At 65.3% G+C, this 18,607-nt stretch carries 17 protein-coding genes; 7 read left to right on the forward strand and 10 right to left on the reverse strand.

The window, feature by feature from the left end:
• Entirely contained in the window at positions 1-3,471 is a 3,471-nt protein-coding gene (locus tag KXD96_RS25865; protein ID WP_260741618.1) for an indolepyruvate ferredoxin oxidoreductase family protein, read from the reverse strand.
• Between the two features lie 770 nt (positions 3,472-4,241).
• On the opposite strand from KXD96_RS25865, the gene KXD96_RS25870 reads away from it, so the two are divergent.
• Positions 4,242-5,507 (forward strand): cytochrome P450, encoded by a 1,266-nt coding sequence (locus KXD96_RS25870; RefSeq protein WP_260741620.1) that lies wholly within the window; start codon positions 4,242-4,244, stop codon positions 5,505-5,507.
• A gap of 55 nt (positions 5,508-5,562) precedes the next feature.
• Here the strand turns inward: KXD96_RS25870 and KXD96_RS25875 are convergent, their stop codons facing one another.
• The 9 genes from KXD96_RS25875 to KXD96_RS25915 form a co-directional block, all read right to left on the reverse strand.
• Positions 5,563-5,796, reverse strand: a complete 234-nt coding sequence (locus KXD96_RS25875) for a DUF1330 domain-containing protein (protein ID WP_260745554.1) — start codon at positions 5,794-5,796, stop codon at positions 5,563-5,565.
• 60 nt (positions 5,797-5,856) lie between these two features.
• Complete coding sequence (locus tag KXD96_RS25880; protein ID WP_260741623.1) at positions 5,857-6,054, reverse strand: ferredoxin; 198 nt, start codon at positions 6,052-6,054, stop codon at positions 5,857-5,859.
• Complete coding sequence (locus tag KXD96_RS25885) at positions 6,051-7,322, reverse strand: cytochrome P450 (RefSeq protein ID WP_260741625.1); 1,272 nt, start codon at positions 7,320-7,322, stop codon at positions 6,051-6,053. The genes KXD96_RS25880 and KXD96_RS25885 overlap by 4 nt, the downstream gene beginning before the upstream one ends.
• Before the next feature lie 122 nt (positions 7,323-7,444).
• Entirely contained in the window at positions 7,445-7,951 is a 507-nt protein-coding gene (locus tag KXD96_RS25890; protein ID WP_260741629.1) for a hypothetical protein, read from the reverse strand.
• Between the two features lie 17 nt (positions 7,952-7,968).
• The gene (locus KXD96_RS25895; protein WP_260741632.1) at positions 7,969-8,562 is read right to left on the reverse strand and encodes a TetR/AcrR family transcriptional regulator; all 594 of its coding nucleotides are present in this window, start codon (positions 8,560-8,562) and stop codon (positions 7,969-7,971) included.
• 109 nt (positions 8,563-8,671) lie between these two features.
• Positions 8,672-9,820 (reverse strand): thiolase family protein, encoded by a 1,149-nt coding sequence (locus KXD96_RS25900; protein WP_260741634.1) that lies wholly within the window; start codon positions 9,818-9,820, stop codon positions 8,672-8,674.
• A gap of 4 nt (positions 9,821-9,824) precedes the next feature.
• Positions 9,825-10,634, reverse strand: a complete 810-nt coding sequence (locus KXD96_RS25905) for an enoyl-CoA hydratase/isomerase family protein (RefSeq protein WP_260741636.1) — start codon at positions 10,632-10,634, stop codon at positions 9,825-9,827.
• 30 nt (positions 10,635-10,664) lie between these two features.
• A complete protein-coding gene (locus KXD96_RS25910; protein ID WP_260745555.1) occupies positions 10,665-11,831 on the reverse strand; it encodes an acyl-CoA dehydrogenase family protein in 1,167 nt (388 codons plus the stop codon).
• Between the two features lie 133 nt (positions 11,832-11,964).
• Positions 11,965-13,263 (reverse strand): amidohydrolase family protein, encoded by a 1,299-nt coding sequence (locus KXD96_RS25915; protein WP_260741638.1) that lies wholly within the window; start codon positions 13,261-13,263, stop codon positions 11,965-11,967.
• A 431-nt stretch (positions 13,264-13,694) separates the two neighbouring features.
• Here KXD96_RS25915 and KXD96_RS25920 point away from each other — a divergent pair, with 431 nt between their 5' ends.
• From KXD96_RS25920 to KXD96_RS25945, 6 genes are read left to right on the forward strand one after another with little or no spacing between them, the layout of a single operon-like run.
• Complete coding sequence (locus KXD96_RS25920; RefSeq protein WP_260741642.1) at positions 13,695-14,231, forward strand: carboxymuconolactone decarboxylase family protein; 537 nt, start codon at positions 13,695-13,697, stop codon at positions 14,229-14,231.
• A gap of 13 nt (positions 14,232-14,244) precedes the next feature.
• Positions 14,245-15,528 carry an aromatic ring-hydroxylating dioxygenase subunit alpha gene (locus tag KXD96_RS25925; protein ID WP_260741644.1) on the forward strand — a complete coding sequence of 428 codons (1,284 nt, stop codon included), beginning with the start codon at positions 14,245-14,247 and terminating at the stop codon, positions 15,526-15,528.
• Complete coding sequence (locus KXD96_RS25930; protein WP_260741647.1) at positions 15,506-15,835, forward strand: hypothetical protein; 330 nt, start codon at positions 15,506-15,508, stop codon at positions 15,833-15,835. The genes KXD96_RS25925 and KXD96_RS25930 overlap by 23 nt, the downstream gene beginning before the upstream one ends.
• A gap of 3 nt (positions 15,836-15,838) precedes the next feature.
• On the forward strand, positions 15,839-17,071 hold the full coding sequence (locus KXD96_RS25935; RefSeq protein WP_260741651.1) for an amidohydrolase family protein: 1,233 nt from the start codon (positions 15,839-15,841) through the stop codon (positions 17,069-17,071).
• Complete coding sequence (locus KXD96_RS25940) at positions 17,043-17,477, forward strand: nuclear transport factor 2 family protein (protein ID WP_260741653.1); 435 nt, start codon at positions 17,043-17,045, stop codon at positions 17,475-17,477. Before KXD96_RS25935 ends, KXD96_RS25940 begins: the two co-directional genes overlap by 29 nt.
• Complete coding sequence (locus tag KXD96_RS25945; RefSeq protein ID WP_260741658.1) at positions 17,474-18,571, forward strand: acyl-CoA dehydrogenase family protein; 1,098 nt, start codon at positions 17,474-17,476, stop codon at positions 18,569-18,571. The genes KXD96_RS25940 and KXD96_RS25945 overlap by 4 nt, the downstream gene beginning before the upstream one ends.
• Positions 18,572-18,607 lie beyond the last annotated feature (36 nt).

Genomic DNA, 18,607 nt, shown 5'->3' on the forward strand with positions numbered 1-18,607 from the left:
TCATGAAACCGATACGTCCCGGTACTTTTCGAGCAGATCGGATTCTCGCTGCCGGGCGTCCCGCAGGTGCGCTTCTTTCACAAGGTCGTAGCCGCGGATGTGCTCGGGAATGCTGGCGATTTCCACCGCGATCGCGTGGTTTTCTTGATCCAGCGTCGTGAGCAGTTCGTCGATGGTCGCTTCGTAGCGGCCGATCAGTGCCCGCTCCTCGCGGCGGTGGGCGGTTCGACCGAAAAAATCGAATGGTGTGCCGCGCAGCCGCTTGCCCTTGGCCAACACCGCGAGTGGATACCGCATCCACGGGCCGAAGGCGTATTTCTTGGCTCGCCCGGTGTCGGGGTCGCGCGGGTTGAAGATCTGCGGCGCGATATTGAATTCGACTCGCAAGTCACCCTCGAACTGATCGCGGATGCCCTGCCAGAACCCGGGATCTCCCATCAGCCGGGCGACCTCGTATTCGTCCTTGTAGCCCATCAGCTTGTAGAGGTAGCGGGCGACGGCGGTGGCCAGTTCATCGCTGTCTGCTACCCGCTCGGCCTCGACCGCTCGCACCTTCTCGACAAAGGCCCGATAGCGCTCGGCGTAGCCGGCATTTTGGTATTCGGTCAGATCCTCTACTCGCCGAGTGATCAATTGATCGAGCGTCTCCTCGACTTCGGCCTCATCCAGCACGTGGTGGACGGCAGACGCGGCGATCGCGTCCACCCGGGCCCGGTCGACGGCGGCCAGCCGCCCCCAGTCGAACGCCCGCTGATTGGCTTGCACCGCAGCGCCATTGAGCTCGATGGCCCGCGTTATCGCCTCGAGGCTGACCGGCAACAAGCCACGCTGGCACGCATACCCCAGCAGCATGATGTTGGTGTAAATCGAGTCCCCGGTCAGCGCCTCGGCCAGCTCGGTAGCCGGCAGGAAGTCACCGCTACCTCCGGCTGCACGTTCCAGCGCACGCCGCATCGGCGATGCCGATAGGTCCAGGTCGGGGTTGCGCGCGAATGCCGAGGTCGGCGCGACGTGGTCGTTGACCACCAGCGCGGTGCGATCGGCGGCAACCTTACTGATGTACTCCGCACCCGATGCGACGACGATGTCCGCGCCGATCACCACGTCGGCGCCACCGGCCTCGATGCGGTTCGCATGCACTTCGTCGGTGTTGTCATAGACCCGCACGTGGCTGGAGACGGGACCGTTCTTCTGCGCAAGGCCGGCCACGTCGAGCACGGTGACGCCCTTGCCTTCGAGGTGCGCGGCCATCCCGACCAGTGCGCCCATGGTCACGATGCCGGTGCCGCCGATCCCAGCGAGCAGCACGCTGTAGGGCACATCGGAGGCGGCGACCGTAGGAGTCGGCAGTCCGGCTATGGCATCGGCGGGCAACTGTGGCAACTTGGTCTCGGAGACCCGCAACTTGGCTCCCTTGACCGTCACGAAACTCGGGCAGTACCCCAGCACGCACGAGTAATCCTTGTTGCATGAGGACTGGTTAATCCGGCGCTTGCGGCCATATTCGGTTTCCACCGGCTCGATCGATATGCAGTTGGACTGCACGCTGCAATCGCCGCACCCCTCACACACTTGCTCGTTGATGACTACCCGGACGTCGGGGTCGGGGTATCTGCCACGCTTGCGCTTGCGGCGCTTCTCCGCCGCGCACTCCTGCTCGTAGACGATCGCCGAGGTACCAGGGATGTCGCGCAGCTGCCGCTGTATCTTGTCCAGTTCGGACCGGTGGTGGACCGTAACGCCTTCGGGCAGCGGTTCTTTGCGCCACCGCCTCGGATCGTCAGAGATCACAACGACTTTCTTCACGCCCTCGGCTGCGACCTGGCGCGCAATTTCCGGAGCCGTCACCTCGCCCTGGATTTCCTGGCCGCCGGTCATCGCGATAGCACCGTTGACAAGGATCTTGTAGGTGATGTTGACGCCCGCGGCGACGGCCGCACGGATGGCCAGCAGCCCGGAGTGAAAGTAGGTGCCGTCGCCGAGATTCTGGAAAATGTGCGGTGTCTGCACGAACGGCGCCACCCCGATCCACAGCGCACCCTCCCCGCCCATATGGGTGATCGCCAGCGTCGGACGATCCGGCATCATCGCCGTCATGCCGTGGCAGCCGATCCCACCGAACGCCACGCTGCCCTCGGGCAGGCGGGTGGAGGTGTTGTGCGGGCAACCCGAGCAGAAGGCCGCCATCCGCATCAACCCACCACTCGTTGGCGTCACGCCTAATGGCTGCGCAGTCAGGGAAACTCGCGGACGCGCCCGTTCGGCGATGTCGGGCGCGTCGACCAGCCGACCGAGCCTATCGGCGATGATCTTCACGATCCCCTGCGGCTCCAGCTCACCGCGGTTGGGCACCAACGGCCGACGCCGCTCGTCGCTCTTGCCCAACAGGACAGGGCGCCGGGCAAGATTCACCAAAAGCCGGCTCAGCTGCTCCTCGATGATCGGGCGTTTCTCCTCGATGACCAGGATCTCGTCACAGCCCTCAGCGAATTCGACGATGCCGGTCGGCTCCAGCGGCCAGGGCATCGCCACCTTGTAGACGGCGAGCCCCAGCTCGACCGCCCTGGGTCTGTCAATTCCCAACGCGTCCAACGCCGCCCGAACATCGAGGTAGGCCTTGCCCGTCGTGACGATGCCCAGCCTGGGGCGCGCACCACCGAGGACCACCCGGTCGAGCCCATTGACCCGGACAAACTCCTGGGCCGCAGGAAGGCGGTGTTCGTACAACAACTGCTCGGCGACCTGTCCGCCGCTGCCACGAAAGATGTTCAGCCCCTGGGGCGGCATCTGGACCTCCGGCAAGACCACGGAAACCCGGTCGGCGTCGACATCGACCGACGCGCCGCTCTCGATTACGTCGGTAACGCACTTGAACCCGATCCAGCACCCCGAGAACCGCGACATGGCCCAGCCATAGATCCCGTAATCCAGGTACTCCTGCACCGTCGCGGGGTGCAGTATCGGCATCGCGCAGTGAATGAACGCCTGATCGCTGGCATGGGCCAGCGTCGACGAACGGCAGCCATGGTCGTCACCGGCTAGCACCAGCACGCCACCGTGCGGAGCCGCCCCGCTATACGCACCGTGCTTGATCGCATCGATAGAGCGATCGACCCCGGGGCCCTTGCCGTACCAGATCGAGAACACGCCGTCGTACTCCATGCCCGGCATCATCGAGGCGTGCTGCGTGCCCCACACCGAGGTGGCGGCCAGATCCTCGTTCAGTCCGGGCTGAAATTGGATGTCGTGCTCGGCAAGGAACTGCCGACCGGCGTTGAGCGCCTGGTCATACCCGCCCAGCGGTGACCCTGGATAACCTGAGATGAACCCCGCGGTACGCAAGCCCGCCGCAACATCACGCTGGTGTTGCACCAACGGCAAACGCACCAGTGCCTGCGTTCCGGTGACGTAAACCCGTCCCGAAGCCTTCTTGTATCGGTCGTCGAGTTGGTAGGTGGTATTGACGGCCACTCTGCGGCTCCTCATCCAAGTCGGCCCAGCCCTGATCGACAACCACGACGAAACGGTGACTGGTCCAGCAGTGAACCTGCGCACCCGCAGCGTTGTCGTGGCCTTAATGCTATACAGCCGTTCAACGCATTGCGAACGAAACCTTCCGAGAGACGGCGGGTCCGCCCCGGTACCTACAGCGCCAACTCCCCGCAACCCGAACAACACCCGCAGCCGGCGCCATCCGGAAGCGCTCATCCGGCATGCGGTCTGCACATAGTGCCATTGCCGAAACGCCATACGACCGTCTGACCGGCAGGGTCTCGGGATGTCGGTTCAGGGCGGCGGGCGAGCGGAAAAAGATTCGCACCGCGGCGGATAAGTTCTTCAGCGAACTCAATATCCTTAGGCATCTTTAGGCCGACGCGACGGGGGCTGACCGATGGTGCCCTTACCCGGTACGACGACGCACTCGCGGCGTTCCTTGACCAGCCCGACGAGATCTCCCGCTCGAGGTGGTGACTATCGACGAACCCGGTGCCGCCGGCCTGCTCTTCACTCCTTTGGTGTTCGTTCGCCCCGACAGCACGTTGCGTGGCGAGGCGACCGGATCCGCGACGCGGACACCCTGCTCGACCGCGTGACGGGAGTTGAGTTGGATCCCCCGGAGGGCAAGGAGTCGACCTCGTCGACGTCGACCACGGCTGCCTGACTCTCAACTCCCTCTGGACCCGCATGCTTTACGGGTGTATAACCTTTCAAGCATGAGTGAATAGGCGCGGGAGGCTTCCGTGAGTGAATTCGACACGCTTAAGTTCTTTTCCGACGAGGCTTTGATTATCGACCCATACACCTACTACGCCGATCAGCGCTCGCGGTGTCCGGTGAACTTCGATCCGCAGCAGCGGCTCATGGCACTCACCGGCTACGACGCTGCGATGAGCGTGTATCGCGACGTCGAGGGGTTCTCCGCGTGCAATTCCGTCATCGGCCCGTTCTCCGGCTTGCCGTTCGAGCCGAGCGGGGACGACATCACCGACCAGATCAAACAACATCGCGACCAGATGCCGCTCAGTGACTACATGCCCACGATGGACCCGCCACGGCATGCCGAGGTTCGCGGCCTGCTCAGCAAGCTGATGACGCCGCGAAGGCTCAAGGAGAACGAAGCCTTCATGTGGACGCTCGCGGACCGCACCCTCGACGGGTTCGTCGACGCCGGCAAGTGCGAATTCGTCGGGCAGTACGCTCGGCCGTCTGCCCTGCTCGTCATCGCCGACCTGCTCGGCGTCCCGGCCGAAGACCACCCTGCCTTCCTGGAATATCTGGAAGGACAGTACAACGGACTGTCGGAAAATCAGACGTTCGAACACAATCCGTTTGAGTTCCTCGAAAACCAGTTCAGCGCCTACATCGAGGACCGCCGCCGTGAGCCCCGCGGCGACGTGCTGACCCAGCTGGCCCAGGCGAAGTATCCCAACGGATCGACTCCCGAGGTCATCGAACTCGTGCATCACGCCACCTTCATGTTCGTCGCCGGACAGGAGACAACAAGCAAACTGCTGACCTTCGCGATTCAGTTGCTCGGCGAGCGGCCCGAGATGCAGCAGCAGCTACGCGACGATCCCAGCCTCATCCCGAACTTCATTGAGGAGTTACTGCGACTTGAGAGCCCGATCAAGAGCCACTTCAGGCTGGCGAGCAAGACCACGACCATCGCCGGTGTGCGCATTCCAGCCGGGACCACGATCATGATGTTGCCCGGGGCGGCGAATCGGGACCCCGCCCACTTCACTGATCCTGACGAGTTCCGCATAGACCGTCCCAACGTCCGGGAACATGTCGCGTTCGGGCGTGGCATCCACACCTGCCCCGGCGCGCCGCTGGCACGGGTCCAGGCCTGCGTCAGCCTCGAGCGTGCGCTGTCCCGGATGGCTGATATCCGGATTTCGGAGGAACATCACGGGCCCGCCGATGCTCGCCGCTACACCTACGAAAAGCCATTCATGATGCGGGGACTCACCGAGCTGCACATCGAGTTCACGCCCGTTTCGTGATGATGGACCGCTGGCGCCCCGGTAGCGAAACCACCTGCTACCCAGGCGAAGGTATCTAGAAGCCGGCGAGGATGACGGCGTTGCAGTCGGCCGCCGCCTGCCGCAGTTTCGCCGCCTTTTGATAGCCCTCAGACTCGTACCACGCGCGGGCCGCGTCCACCGATTCGAATTCCAGCACGACGGTCTGATCGCCGTGCCAGGTGCCTTCGATCACCTTCGGAGCGGTGTCCACCGCAAGAATGGTGGCACCGGCCATCGCCGAACCCGCAGCCTGAGCATAGGCTTTCATACCCTCCGGATCCTTGATGGCCTCAGTGAGGATGACATACCCTTTCGCCACTGAATCTCCTTAACTGGATTGGATTTCGCTGATGGCCTGCTCGGGACAGCACTCGATGGCCTCTCGAGTGGCGGTCTCGAATTCCGTTGGGACGTCCGATGTTATCGCCTCCGCGTAACCGTCATCGGTGAGGCTGAACACCTCCGGGCACAGCGTTGTGCAGACGCCATGGCCGCGGCAGCGCTGGTCGTCGACTGTGACTTTCATGCCGGCGTGAACTCCAGGTGCAGTTCCGTCAATCCGCGCAGGATGTAAGTCGGAACGTATTGATAGCGACGGTCGTTCGCCGGGCCGTGCATGCGCTCGTTGATCCTGATGTCGGACGTTCGGTCGAGCAGCCGCTCGATCGCCACGCGGGTCTCGGCGCGCGCCAGGGGTGCTCCCGGGCAGCTGTGGATACCGCGCCCGAACGAGATGTGCTGGCGCGCGTTCTTGCGGGCCGGATCGAACGTGGCGGGGTCGTCGAACCGGCGAGGATCGCGGTTGGCGGCCGCCTGCACGATCATCACGGTGGTTCCCGCGGGCAGATCGACGCCACCGACGTTGACGGGCACCCGATTCAGGCGGAAGTCGCCCTTGACCGGGCTCTCGTGGCGCAACGACTCTTCGATGAAGTTGGGGAGCAGGCTGCGGTCCTTGCGCAGCTGCGCCTGGATGTCGGGCCGTTCGCCGAGCGTCTGCAAGGCCGCCCCCAGCAGCCGCACGGTGGTCTCCTGGCCCGCCGAGAAGACGTTGCTGGCCACCCGGGCCACGTCTTCGACATCGGGAATCGAGCCGTCCGGGTAGGTGGCGGTGGCCAGGCCGGTCAGCACGTCGTCGCGCGGTTCGCGCCGGCGGTCCCGGACGTAGTCGGAGAACAGACCGTAAAGGAATTCCAGCGGGCTGTGCGCCAGCGACCCCTTGGTCCCCCCGATGCCGCCACCTGCGTGCTCAGCGATGCCCTTGATGAACTTGTCGCGATCTTCCATGGGTACACCCAGCAGGTCGGCGATCACCAGCAGCGTGAACGGGCCGGCGAAGCCTTTGATCCATTCGCCGTGGCCGGGCGCCAGGAAATCGTCGAGCGTCTGGTCGGCCAGCGCCCACATGGCGTCCTCATTCTCCTTGAGGCGCTTCGGGGTGATCAGCCGCATCAGCAGCGAGCGGTGATTGGTGTGGGTCGGCGGATCGAGTGTGGGCAGCTGGTCGCTAAACGGCAATTCGTCGCGGTGCTGTTCGATCAACTCCGTTACGTCGTCACCTTCCAGCGGTACCGGAAACCCTGGAAACGGGCCGGTCACCGAGATGCATGACGACCACGTCTCGGCGTCGTTGAGCACCGCGCACGCTTCGTCCCAGCCGGTGATCATGGTGACGTCGTGATGGGTCTCCCGCGTGACGGGGCATTGCTGGCGCAGCGCCTCGTAGTAGGGGTACGGGTCTTCGATGAGCTCGGTGCCGCGGAAGAAGTCCAATTCGGAGAATTCCTTCGACATCTCCTGCTCCTTGAATCTCGGCTGGTGAGAATGCGCCTCTCGCAGATGAGTATTACATTTCCATAGAGCAGGGTGGTCGTCAACGCGGGGTCGGCGCCGCCGCGTGTGTGCGGGCGCCGATGTCAGCTGGCGGGAACCAGATCGGCGGCGACCGACGGCCAGGCCAGCAGCCCGCTGCGGAAGGTCTCCACGTGACCGATCGAGCCGCACGGCACGGCCGCCGCGGCCAGGGCCTGGGCTTTGAAGGTGTGGGCGGCCATGCTCAGCCGGTGCTGCACCAGCCCGACGCTGTCGTCGAGCTCGGCCGGCCAATTCTCCCCCCACAGCGTGACCTCGGTGACGCCATGATCGAGGGCCTGCAGCACGCCCTGCCGCACCCGCGGATCGCACCCGAACAGGTCCGCCGCGGCCGCCAGCGCCTGGGGACGGGGACGTGATTGCACTGAAGCCAACGCGTCTTCGAGGTCGACCACCTGAGCGCCGAGGATCTGCAACGGTCGATCGTCGGGGTGGTCCGCGACGAGCACGGTGACGTCCCACCCCGCCATCGCCCGGTCGAAGAGCCAGCCGCCGGCGAACCGCACCACGTCGACGACGGTGGCGGCGACCACGTCGAGCCGGTACCTCATGTCCTCACGCGGCTCATCTACGGGGCGAAGTCCCGCGCCAGTGTTTCGGCGTACTGCTTGAACGCCTCGGTTAGCGGTATCGATGGATCGAGCAACCATGTGGTTTCCATTCCGTGGACGAACGCGAGAATTTCTACGGCCTTGACGGCGGGGTCGATGTCCGCGCGGTACCTGCCATCCGCCTGCCCCCGGCGGATCAGATCGGCGACGATGTCGGTCGCGGCGCGGTGCCGGGCCAGCATCCGGTCGTGCAGTGGGGCGTCGGGAAGGATGTTCTCCACCAGCAGCACCGTGAAAGTCCCGACCAGTTCGGGCGCCCGGTTGAATCGATCGGCGACCTGCGCGATCTGGGCGAAAAGGTCGCCGGTCCGGTCGGCGTGCAGGTCGTCGTCGAGGTCGCGCGCGTCGAGCACGGCGTGCAGCAGCTGCTCTTTGGATTCGAAGTGATGCAATAGTCCCGCCGGGGTGACCCCGGCCTCACCGGCGATCTGGGCCAGCGTGGTGCTGCGCCAGCCATTGTGCGTGAGCAGCCGTTGCGCGACGTCGAGGATCCGCTGCTTGCGGTCCTCGCCTTTGGCGAGCAACGTGTCGTATCGCCGTGCGTCGGGCACCGGACTCCTTTGACCGAGTGGCGGGCTGAACCAACCTAGTGAACACACAGTAGGTTAGTTTGGCCGTTGTGACAAGGGTCACGCGGGGTGGCGTTTTCGGGCCGGCGGGCTACCGCACGAGCTCGACCAGGGTGGCGTTGGCGGTGCCGCCGCCCTCGCACATGGTCTGCAGCCCGTAGCGAATCCCGTTGTCGCGCATGTGGTACGCCATCCGGGTCATCAACACCGCGCCGGACGAGCCCAGCGGATGACCCAACGCGATGGCGCCGCCGAGCGGATTCATCCGTTCCGGATCCGCTCCGGTTTCGGCCAGCCATGCCAGCGGCACCGGCGCGAAGGCCTCGTTCACCTCGAACGTGCCCACCTCCGACAGCGGCACGCCGGCCTTCTTCAGCACCTTCTCGGTTGCCGGGATGGGTCCGGTGAGCATGAGCACGGGATCGGCCCCGGTCACCGCGCCCGCCAGGTAGCGCACCAGTGGGGACAGCCCCAGCTCGACCGCCATCTCCGCCGTCGTCACCAGCAGCGCCGCCGCGCCGTCGGAGATCTGCGAGGAATTGCCCGCGTGGATCACACCGTCTTCGGTGAAGGCCGGCTTGAGGCCGCTCAGTTTCTCGACCGTGGTCCCCCGCCGGATACCCTCGTCGGCGGCGACGACCGTTTCGTCGCCGGTGAACACCGGCACGATCTGCTCAGTGAACGCGCCGGCGTCCTGGGCCGCGGCGGCCCGCTCGTGGGACTGAGCGGAGTATTCGTCGAGCCGGGTGCGGGAGAACCCCCACTTCTTGGCGATCATCTCCGCCGACAGCCCCTGGTTGAACGAGAAGTCGTCGTAGCGGGCGAGGACCTTCGGGCCGTATGGCATGCCGCTCGCCCGGGCCGAACCGAGCGGAACGCGGCTCATCACCTCGACGCCGCCGGCGACGACGACATCCTGCTGGCCCGACATCACCGCCTGCACGGCGAAGTCGAGCGCCTGCTGACTGGACCCGCACGCCCGGTTGACGGTGGTCCCGGGGATGGTCTCCGGCCAGCCGGCGGCCAGGACCGCGTAGCGGCCGATGTTGCTGGACTGGTCGCCGACCTGGGACACACATCCCCAGATCACGTCGTCGACCATCTCCGGCGCGACTCCGGTGCGTTCCATCAGTTCGTTGAGGACGACAGCGGACAGGTCAGCGGCGTGCATTCCGGACAGGCCGCCGTTGCGCTTGCCCACGGGCGTGCGCACGGCTTCGACGATGACTGTTTCCCGCATGTCCCTACTCCGATTCCTTGGATTTCGATAACGCCCACCGGCCAGTAAACGACGGCTCCCGCCGCTCGGCGAAAGCGGCATACGCGACGGCCGCGTCGGCCGTCGCGAAATTGCCCACCTGGGCGCGGGCCTCGTTGGCCAGCGCATCGCGCAAGGTGCTGTCGGCGCCCTCGTTCAGCAGGGCCTTGGTGTGGGCGAGGGCGATCGGCGGGCCGGCCGCCAAGCGATCGGCGAGATCGTCGACGAAGGCGTCGATCTCCGCGGCCGACACCAGCCACGTCACCAAGTTCAGGGCGTACGCCTCCTCGGCGTCGATGGTCTCGGCGAGCAGCGCGAGCCGCTTGGCCTGTTGCAGGCCAACAAGTTTGGGCAGCAGCCAGGAGCCGCCGAGGTCGATGGACAGGCCACGTTTGGAAAAGATCTGGCAGAACTTCGATTCCGGCGTGGCGACGACGAAGTCGCACCCCAGCGCGAGGTTCCATCCCGCCCCGACGGCCACCCCGGTCACCTTTGCGATCGTCGGTATCGCCAGCTCGTGCAGGGCCAGCGCGACGTCGGTCAGGCGCTGCAGCTTGTAGTTGGGATGGATGTCGTCGGGGACCGAGATGTCGGCGCCGGAGCAGAAGCTGCCGCCGGAGCCGGTGAGCACGAGTGCGCGCACGCTGCGTTCGCGACCGGCGGCGTGCAGCGCATCGCGCAACGCGATCCACAGTTCGGGGTTGATCGCATTCTTACGGCGCGGACGGTTGAGGGTCAGCGTGCGTACTCCGTCGCGGTCTTGCGACAGCAGCACGGGGTCGTCGGTCGCGGTCACATCACCAGCCGTCGACCGGTGTGCCGGGCATCAATAGCTCCTCGGCAATTTCAGGACGTTGGCCCCCAGGAAGTTCAGGATCATCTCCTGGCTGACCGGCGCGATCTTCATCAGCCGGGCCTCGCGGAAGTAGCGCGTGATGTGGTACTCCTCCGCATAACCCATTCCGCCGTGGGTCTGCAACGCCCGGTCCGCGGCGGTGAAACCGGCGTCGGCGCACAGGTACTTCGCGGTATTGGCCTCGCGGCCGCAGGGTTTGCCCTTGTCGTAGAGCCAGGTGGCTTTGCGCAACATCAGCTCGGCGGCGTCGAGGCGTGCCAGCGAGTCGGCGAGCGGGAACTGCAGGCCCTGGTTCATGCCGATCGGCCGGCCGAAGACCTCGCGCTCGTTGCCGTACTTCACCGCCTTGTCCAGCGCCACCCGGCCGATGCCGAGCGCCTCGGCGGCGATAAGCATCCGCTCCGGGTTCAGCCCGTCCAGGATGTACTGAAAGCCCTTGCCCTCCTCGCCGATTCGGTCCTCGACCGGCACCTCGAGATTGTCGATGAACAATTCGTTGGAGCTGACGGCGTTGCGGCCCATCTTGCGGATGGGGCGGACGTCGACGCGGCTGCGGTCGAGGTCGGTGATGAACAAGGTCATCCCGTCGGTCTTCTTGGTGACTTCCTCGTAGCTTTGGGTGCGGGTGAGCAGCAGGATCTTCTGGGACTCCATGGCTTTGGAGATCCACACCTTGCGGCCGTTGACGATGTAGCGGTCGCCGTCGCGTTTGGCGAAGGTGGTGATGCGCGACGTGTCGAGCCCGGCACCGGGTTCGGTCACGCCGAAGCACACGTGCACTTCGCCGGTCGCCACCTTTGGTAGCGTGCGCGCCTTGAGGTCGTCGGAGCCGTGCACGACCACCGGTTGCATGCCGAAGATGGACAGGTGAATCGAGCTGGCGGCGTTCATGGCGCCGCCGGATTTTGCGACCTCCTCGAGCAGGATGGTGGCTTCGGTGATCCCGAGGCCGTGACCCCCGTACTCGGGCGGAATCGTCATGCCCAACCAGCCGCCCTGCGCGATGGCGTTATAGAACTCGGTCGGAAATTCGTGCGCCTGGTCTTTTTCCATCCAGTACTGGTCGTCGAACTTGCCCGCCAACTCGGCGACCGATCGGCGGATCAGTTCCTGGTCCTCAGTCAGCTCAAAGTTCATTCCGGCGCCGGGCACTGCTGGATCTCCTCTTCATGCTGGCGGCGAGATTGCCGTGGGGGTCGTGAAATGCCGAAAGCCGCGACCGTGCGCACAATCTCGACGCAGCGCACCCGGCCCGAGCCGGTGGCGCCAGTTAGTCCTTGTTGCCGGTGAGCGCCTTCGCGTTGGCCGCGAAGTCCGCGAACGACGAACCCGCCCTGGTGTCCTTGTGATGGCTGAGCGCCCGGATGGACACGTCGTGGCCCTCGGCGGCCTTGCGCAGCGCGCCCACTGTCGCCTGCTCCGGGGTGATGTGGGTGAACGGGTCGAACGAGTACCAGCGCATCGCGTTCTCGTGGGTCATCTTCTTGATCTCGTCGTCGGGAACGTTGTTGATCGACAAGACATCCCAGAGTTCCTCTGGCGCGCCCGGCCACATCGAGTCGCTGTGCGGGTAGTCGGCCTCCCAGCAGATGTTGTCGATGCCGATCATGTTGCGCAGCGCCACGCCGACCTTGTCACTGATGAAACAGGTCAGGAAGTGGTCGCGGAACACGTCGGACGGCAGCTTGTCGCCGAAGTTCTGGTGCGTCCACGTCGAGTGCATCTCGTAGGTGCGGTCCGCGCGCTCCAGGAAGTAGGGAATCCAGCCCGTGCCGCCCTCGGACAGGGCGATCTTGAGGTCCGGATATTCCTTGATGGGCCGTGACCACAGCAGATCGGCCGCGGCCTGCACGATATTCATCGGCTGCAGCGTGATCATCACGTCCATCGGCGCGTCGGGCGCGGTGATGGCCAGCCGACCCGAGGATCCGATGTGCACGTTCATCACGGTGTTGGTGTCGCACAACGCCTTCCACAACGGATTCCAGTACTCGTTGTGGAAGCTGGGGTATCCCATCGCGGCCGGGTTTTCGGTGAACGTCAGCGCGTGCACGCCCTTCTTCGCCACCCGCCGCACCTCGGCGGCGCACGCCTCGGCGTCCCAGATCACCGGGATCGCCATCGGGATGAACCGGGCCGGGTAGGCGCCGCACCACTCGTCGATGTGCCAGTCGTTGTAGGCCTGCACCAGCGCTATCGAGAAGTCGTGATCCTCGGTAGCGAACAGCCGAGCGGCGAAGCCCGGAAAGGAGGGGAAACAGATCGAGGCCAGGATGCCGCCGGCGTTCATGTCCTTGACGCGTTCGTCGACGTTGTAGCAACCCGGCCGGATCTCATCGAGGCCCTGTGGCTCGAGGCCGTACTCCTCCTTGGGCCGTCCGGCGACCGCGTTGAGTGCGACGTTGGGGATGACGGTGTCGCGGAACTTCCACATGTCCGACCCGTCGGAGTTGTGCACCAGCCGCGGCGCGTCGTCCTGGTACTTCTTCGGCAAGTGGTTCTTGAACATGTCCGGCGGCTCGACGGTGTGGTCGTCGACGCTGATCAGGATCATGTCTTCTTTGTTCATAGCCTTGCCCTTCCATCGGGTCCGTCTATCCGATTCCGCTCCCGCGCAGCCTCGGCGAATCGCTGTCCCGTGCCAAGATCACTAAAATGAAAACTATCTTCTCGCCAAGCGAGAATCAACATCCAGCGGACGCCGCCGCCGGTGTTCATCGCCTGAGCAGAGGCGGAACGAGCCCGTGCAGTGCCCGCCCGGGAGCGAGGCTGCGCTGAGGTGAACGCCCGCGTTGCGACGGACTCCGTCCTCACCGCCGACGTTCTTGCTGGAAGGAGGCCTTTTGGTTCGCGGGTGTCCGCGCGAAGCCGCGACCGGGCCTGCCCCCGCCCGTCGGCATTGACCGGCCGCGCGATTCGTGCAACTCTATTGGTTATAAATGAGAATATGATTCTCCTTGGCCGAGAGGTGGCCGGGAGGATGGCGAGAGGAGCGCACGGATGCGGTTGCCGCCGCTGCCGGCTGATCAGTGGGACGAGGCTACCCACAGGGCTCTCTCGGCAATGCGTGACCCGGAGGCCAACAACGCGCTCGGCACCCTCGCCCACCACCCGGCGCTGGCCAAGGCGTTTCTCCGGTTCAACGTTCACCTCTTGACCACGTCCACGCTGCCGGCGCGCATCCGTGAACTGGCCATCCTGCGGGTCGCGCATCGTCGCGAATGCGCCTACGAGTGGTCTCACCACGTCGGCATGGCGAAGGGCGAGGGAATCACCGACGACGAGATCGCCGCGGTACTGGGCGATGCCGGCGAGGACGCCGGCCACATGGACGAGTTTGATCGCGCGGTGATCGCCGCCGTCGACGAACTCGACGACAAATCGCGGTTGTCCGACGAGACCTGGGCCGCGCTCGGCGAGCGCCTCGACGACCAGCAGCGGATGGATTTCGTCTTCACGGTCGGCTGCTATGCCCTGCTGGCCATGGCCTTCAACACTTTTGGCATACAGCTCGAGAACGCCGATCAGGACCACTAAGAGAGGTAGAAAGGTGCCCCACTTCCCAAAGCCAGCCGCAGGCAGCTGGACAGAAAACTACCCCGAACTCGGCACGGCGCCTGTCGATTACACCGACTCGATCGATCCGGCCTTCTTCGAGGCCGAGCGCGACGCCGTCTTCAGGAGGACCTGGCTCAACGTCGGCCGCGTCGAACGACTGCCCCGTGCCGGCAGCTACTTCACCCGAGAACTGCCGTCGGCGGGCAAGGGCACGTCGGTGATCATCGTCAAGACCAAGGACGGGTCAGTCAAGGCGTATCACAACGTCTGCCGCCACCGCGGAAACAAGTTGGTGTGGAACGACTTTCCGAACGAGGAGACCTCCGGGACCTGCCGGCAGTTCACCTGCAAGTACCACGCCTGGCGCTACAGCCTCGACGGCGACCTGACCTTCGTCCAACAAGAAGACGAATTCTTCAACCTGGACAAGGGCAACTTCGGCCTGGCACCGGTCCGATGCGAGGTGTGGGAAGGCTTCATTTTCATCAACTTCGACAACAACGCGGCGCCGCTCGTTGACTACCTCGGGCCGCTGGCCAAGGGCGTCGAGGGCTATCCCTTCGGCGAGATGACGGAGACCTACTCCTACCGCGCCGAGGTCGGCAGCAACTGGAAGCTGTTCATCGACGCGTTCGTCGAGTTCTATCACGCGCCGATCCTGCACCAGGGGCAGTACACCAAGGAGGAAGCCGCCAAGATCCAGAAGTTCGGATACGAGGCGCTGCACTACGAGTTGGCCGGCCCGCACAGCCTGCAGTCGACCTGGGGCGGACAGGCGCCGCCCCCGGACATGTCCATGGTGAAGCCCATGGACCAGGTGCTGCGCAGCGGTTTGTTCGGTCCGTGGGACAAGCCGGAGATCATCGAGAAACTGGAACTGCCGCCGGGTGTCAACGTGAAGAGGGTGCCGCAGTGGGGCATCGACTCGTTCCTCTTCTACCCGAATTTCATGCTGCTGATCTGGGAGCCGGGCTGGTTTTTGACCTACCACTACTGGCCCACCGCCGTTGACAAGCACACCTTCGAGTGCACGCTGTACTTCGTCCCGCCGCGCAATGCGCGGGAACGCCTGGCCCAGGAGTTGGCCGCTGTGACGTTCAAGGAGTACGCGCTGCAGGACGCCAACACGCTGGAAGCTACCCAGACCATGATCGGCACGCGGGCCGTCACGGAGTTCCTGCTGTGCGACCAGGAGGTTTTGATCCGTCATCTGCACAAGACGACCGGCGACTACGTGAAGGAGTATCAGAACAATGGCCACGTCGCTGCCTGCTGAATTCGCCGACCTCCAGCCCTTCGCGGACTGGGACCTGGCCACCGAACCCGAGCGCTACGCCAAGCGGCTGGGCTCGACGATGGCCGAGATGCAGGCGTTCTACGACGCGGCCTTTCCGCGCCTCAACGACGTGATCGCCTACTGTGACAAATACCCACTCGACGATCTGCCCGAGGACGCGAAGAGTCTCATGCACATCATGCAGTCGCTGGTCATGGTGTCGTTTCCGATCGAGGCGTGGAAACAGCCGAGGGTGCCTGACAGCGGCGCGGCCTGGGTGGAGTGCGTCCGGGAACCGGTGATCTAGCCGGTGTTGACGCTGAAGGCCGCCGGACTGCTCGACGTCGACGCCGGCGAGATCTTGTCCCCCGGCATCGTCCAGATCGAGGACGGCCGGATCGTCGACGTCGGGGGCCCGCCCGAGGGTGAGATCGTCGATCTCGGCAACCAGATCCTGCTGCCGGGGCTGATGGACATGGAGATCAACCTGTTGATGGGCGGCCGGGGCGAAAAGCCCGGCCTGTCCCAGGTTCAGGATGACCCGCCGACACGGGTGTTGCGGGCGGTCGGCAATGCGCGGCGCACGCTGCGCGCCGGATTCACCACCGTGCGTAACCTCGGCCTGTTCGTCAAGACCGGCGGCTACCTGTTGGACGTCGCGCTGGCCAAGGCCATCGATGCCGGCTGGATCGACGGTCCGCGCGTGGTGCCGGCCGGGCATGCCATCACGCCCACCGGCGGCCACCTGGACCCGACGATGTTCGCGGCGTTCGCACCACATGCGCTGGAGCTGACCGTCGAAGAGGGCATCGCCAACGGTATCGACGAGATCCGTAAGGCGGTGCGCTACCAGATCAAACACGGCGCCGAGCTGATCAAGGTCTGCTGCTCGGGCGGGGTGATGTCGCTGACCGGTCCGCCTGGCGCGCAACACTATTCGGATGAGGAGCTGCGCGCGATCGTCGACGAGGCGCACCGGCGCGGGCTGCGTGTCGCCGCGCACACGCACGGCGCCGAGGCGGTCAAGCACGCCATCGAGGCCGGCATCGACTGCATCGAGCACGGCTTCTTGATCGACGACGACGCGATCGCATCCCTGGTCGAGCACGGCACCTTCCTGGTGAGCACCCGTCGCCTGGCCGATGGCAACGCCATGGACGTCTCGCACGCTCCGCCGGAGTTGCAGGCCAAGGCGGCCGAGATGTTCCCGAAGGCGCGGACCTCCATACTGGCGGCGTATGAAGCCGGCGTGAAGATCGCGGTGGGCACCGACGCCCCAGCCATCCCGCACGGGCGCAACGCCGACGAGCTTGTCACCCTGGTCAATTGGGGGCTGCCGCCGCTGGCCGTGTTGCGGGCGGCCACGGTGACCGCGGCCGAGCTGATCAACTCGACCGACCGGGGCCGGCTCGCCGCGGGCCAGCTCGCCGACATCATCGCGGTGCCGGGAAATCCGCTGGAAGACATCACCGTTACCCAGAACGTGAGCTTTGTCATGAAAGGCGGCAAGGTCTATGTCGACAAGTCAACCAAGCAGAACTGACGACCTGGTCGAGATTCAGCAGCTGCTGGCCCGCTACGCGGTCACGATCACCCAGGAAGACATCGACGGGCTCGTCGGCGTCTTCACCCCGGACGGCACCTACAGCGCGTTCGGCTCGACCTACAAGCTGGACAGGTTTCCCGAGTTGGTGGCCGCGGCCCCAAAGGGCTTGTTCCTCACCGGAACCGCCCTGATCGAAAACCTCGACGGCGACTCGGCAAGCGGCACCCAGCCGTTGTGCTTCATCGATCACGCCACCCACGACATGCGGATCGGCTACTACCGCGACACCTACGCCCGCACCCCGGACGGGTGGCGGCTCAAAACCCGTGCCATGACGTTCATTCGCCGCAGCGGCGTGCACGACTCCGGGCGCCCGCACGCCGTCGGCCGTCCCACGCCGTGAACGTCGAGGAGTTCCGGGCGGGTTTGCGCTCGTGGCTCGACGACAATGACCTGACCCCCGGGCCCGATCACTCGCTGCAGGGCCACATGCGGCAGTTCGCCCGGGTCAGCCGCGCGCTCTACGACGCCGATTGGATGCGCTACGGCTGGCCCACCGAGGTCGGCGGATTGGGCGGTCCCGCGGTGCTGCGCGCGATCGTGGGCGAGGAGGTGGTTGGTCGCCGCCTCGCCGAACCCGGCCCCTATTCGATGCTCGAGGTGCTCGCGCCCACGATGATCGACTACGCCCCGGCGGAGCTTGCCGCCGAAATGGTGCCGCGGCTGCTGAGCGGCGAAGAGCAATGGTGTCAAGGCTTTTCCGAGCCAGGTTCGGGCAGTGACCTGGCCTCGCTGACCACGCGGGCGACCCGGCAGGGCGACAACTGGATCGTCAACGGGCAGAAGGTGTGGACCAGCTTCGCGCAGTTCTCGTCACGCTGCGTCCTGCTCACCCGCACCGCGGCCGGCCACGACGGGATCACCGCCTTCTTCGTCGACCTCGACACCCCAGGCATCACCATCCGGCCGCTGCGGACGATGCACGGCGTCGACGAATTCTGCGAGGTCTACTACGACGACGTGGTGATCCCGGCAAGCCGGATGCTCGGCCGGCCGGGAGACGGCTGGCGCCTCGCCATGGACCTGCTGCCGTATGAGCGGTCCACCTGCTTCTGGCAGCGAATCGCCTACCTGTACTCCCGCTTCGACGAACTCATCGCGCAGGCGTCCGACCTCGGCGAGGCGAACGAATCCGCGCTTGGCGCGGCCTATCTCGCGCTGCACACGCTGCGCTGCCGATCCCGCGACACCCAGCACCGACTGCGCGACGGGGCACGACTGGGTCCGGACACGTCCATCGACAAGGTGCTGCTCGCCGGCGCAGAGCAACGGCTCTATGACACCGTCCGCGACCTGCTGCCCGGAACGCTCGAACTCGACGACACGCCGTGGCGCCCGGAATACCTGTATTCACGGGCTGCGACCATCTACGGCGGGACCGCCGAGATCCAGCGCAATATCATCGCCCGCCGGTTGCTCGACCTCGGGAAGGAGTGAACCGTGGACACCACGACGGATCCCGAGTCGCTGCGC

The sequence above is a fragment of the Mycobacterium sp. SMC-2 genome (assembly GCF_025263485.1).
Classification (GTDB): Bacteria; Actinomycetota; Actinomycetes; order Mycobacteriales; family Mycobacteriaceae; genus Mycobacterium.

Excerpts from the sequence above, each read along its gene's own strand:
- KXD96_RS25940 (WP_260741653.1), top strand. The coding sequence starts at position 17,043 with ATGTCGACAAGTCAACCAAGCAGAACTGACGACCTGGTCGAGATTCAG.
- KXD96_RS25890 (WP_260741629.1), bottom strand. The coding sequence starts at position 7,951 with ATGAGGTACCGGCTCGACGTGGTCGCCGCCACCGTCGTCGACGTGGTG.
- KXD96_RS25880 (WP_260741623.1), bottom strand. The coding sequence starts at position 6,054 with ATGAAAGTCACAGTCGACGACCAGCGCTGCCGCGGCCATGGCGTCTGC.
- KXD96_RS25875 (WP_260745554.1), bottom strand. The coding sequence starts at position 5,796 with ATGAAAGCCTATGCTCAGGCTGCGGGTTCGGCGATGGCCGGTGCCACC.
- KXD96_RS25920 (WP_260741642.1), top strand. The coding sequence starts at position 13,695 with ATGCGGTTGCCGCCGCTGCCGGCTGATCAGTGGGACGAGGCTACCCAC.
- KXD96_RS25885 (WP_260741625.1), bottom strand. The coding sequence starts at position 7,322 with ATGTCGAAGGAATTCTCCGAATTGGACTTCTTCCGCGGCACCGAGCTC.
- KXD96_RS25915 (WP_260741638.1), bottom strand. The coding sequence starts at position 13,263 with ATGAACAAAGAAGACATGATCCTGATCAGCGTCGACGACCACACCGTC.
- KXD96_RS25910 (WP_260745555.1), bottom strand. The coding sequence starts at position 11,831 with ATGAACTTTGAGCTGACTGAGGACCAGGAACTGATCCGCCGATCGGTC.
- KXD96_RS25900 (WP_260741634.1), bottom strand. The coding sequence starts at position 9,820 with ATGCGGGAAACAGTCATCGTCGAAGCCGTGCGCACGCCCGTGGGCAAG.
- KXD96_RS25930 (WP_260741647.1), top strand. The coding sequence starts at position 15,506 with ATGGCCACGTCGCTGCCTGCTGAATTCGCCGACCTCCAGCCCTTCGCG.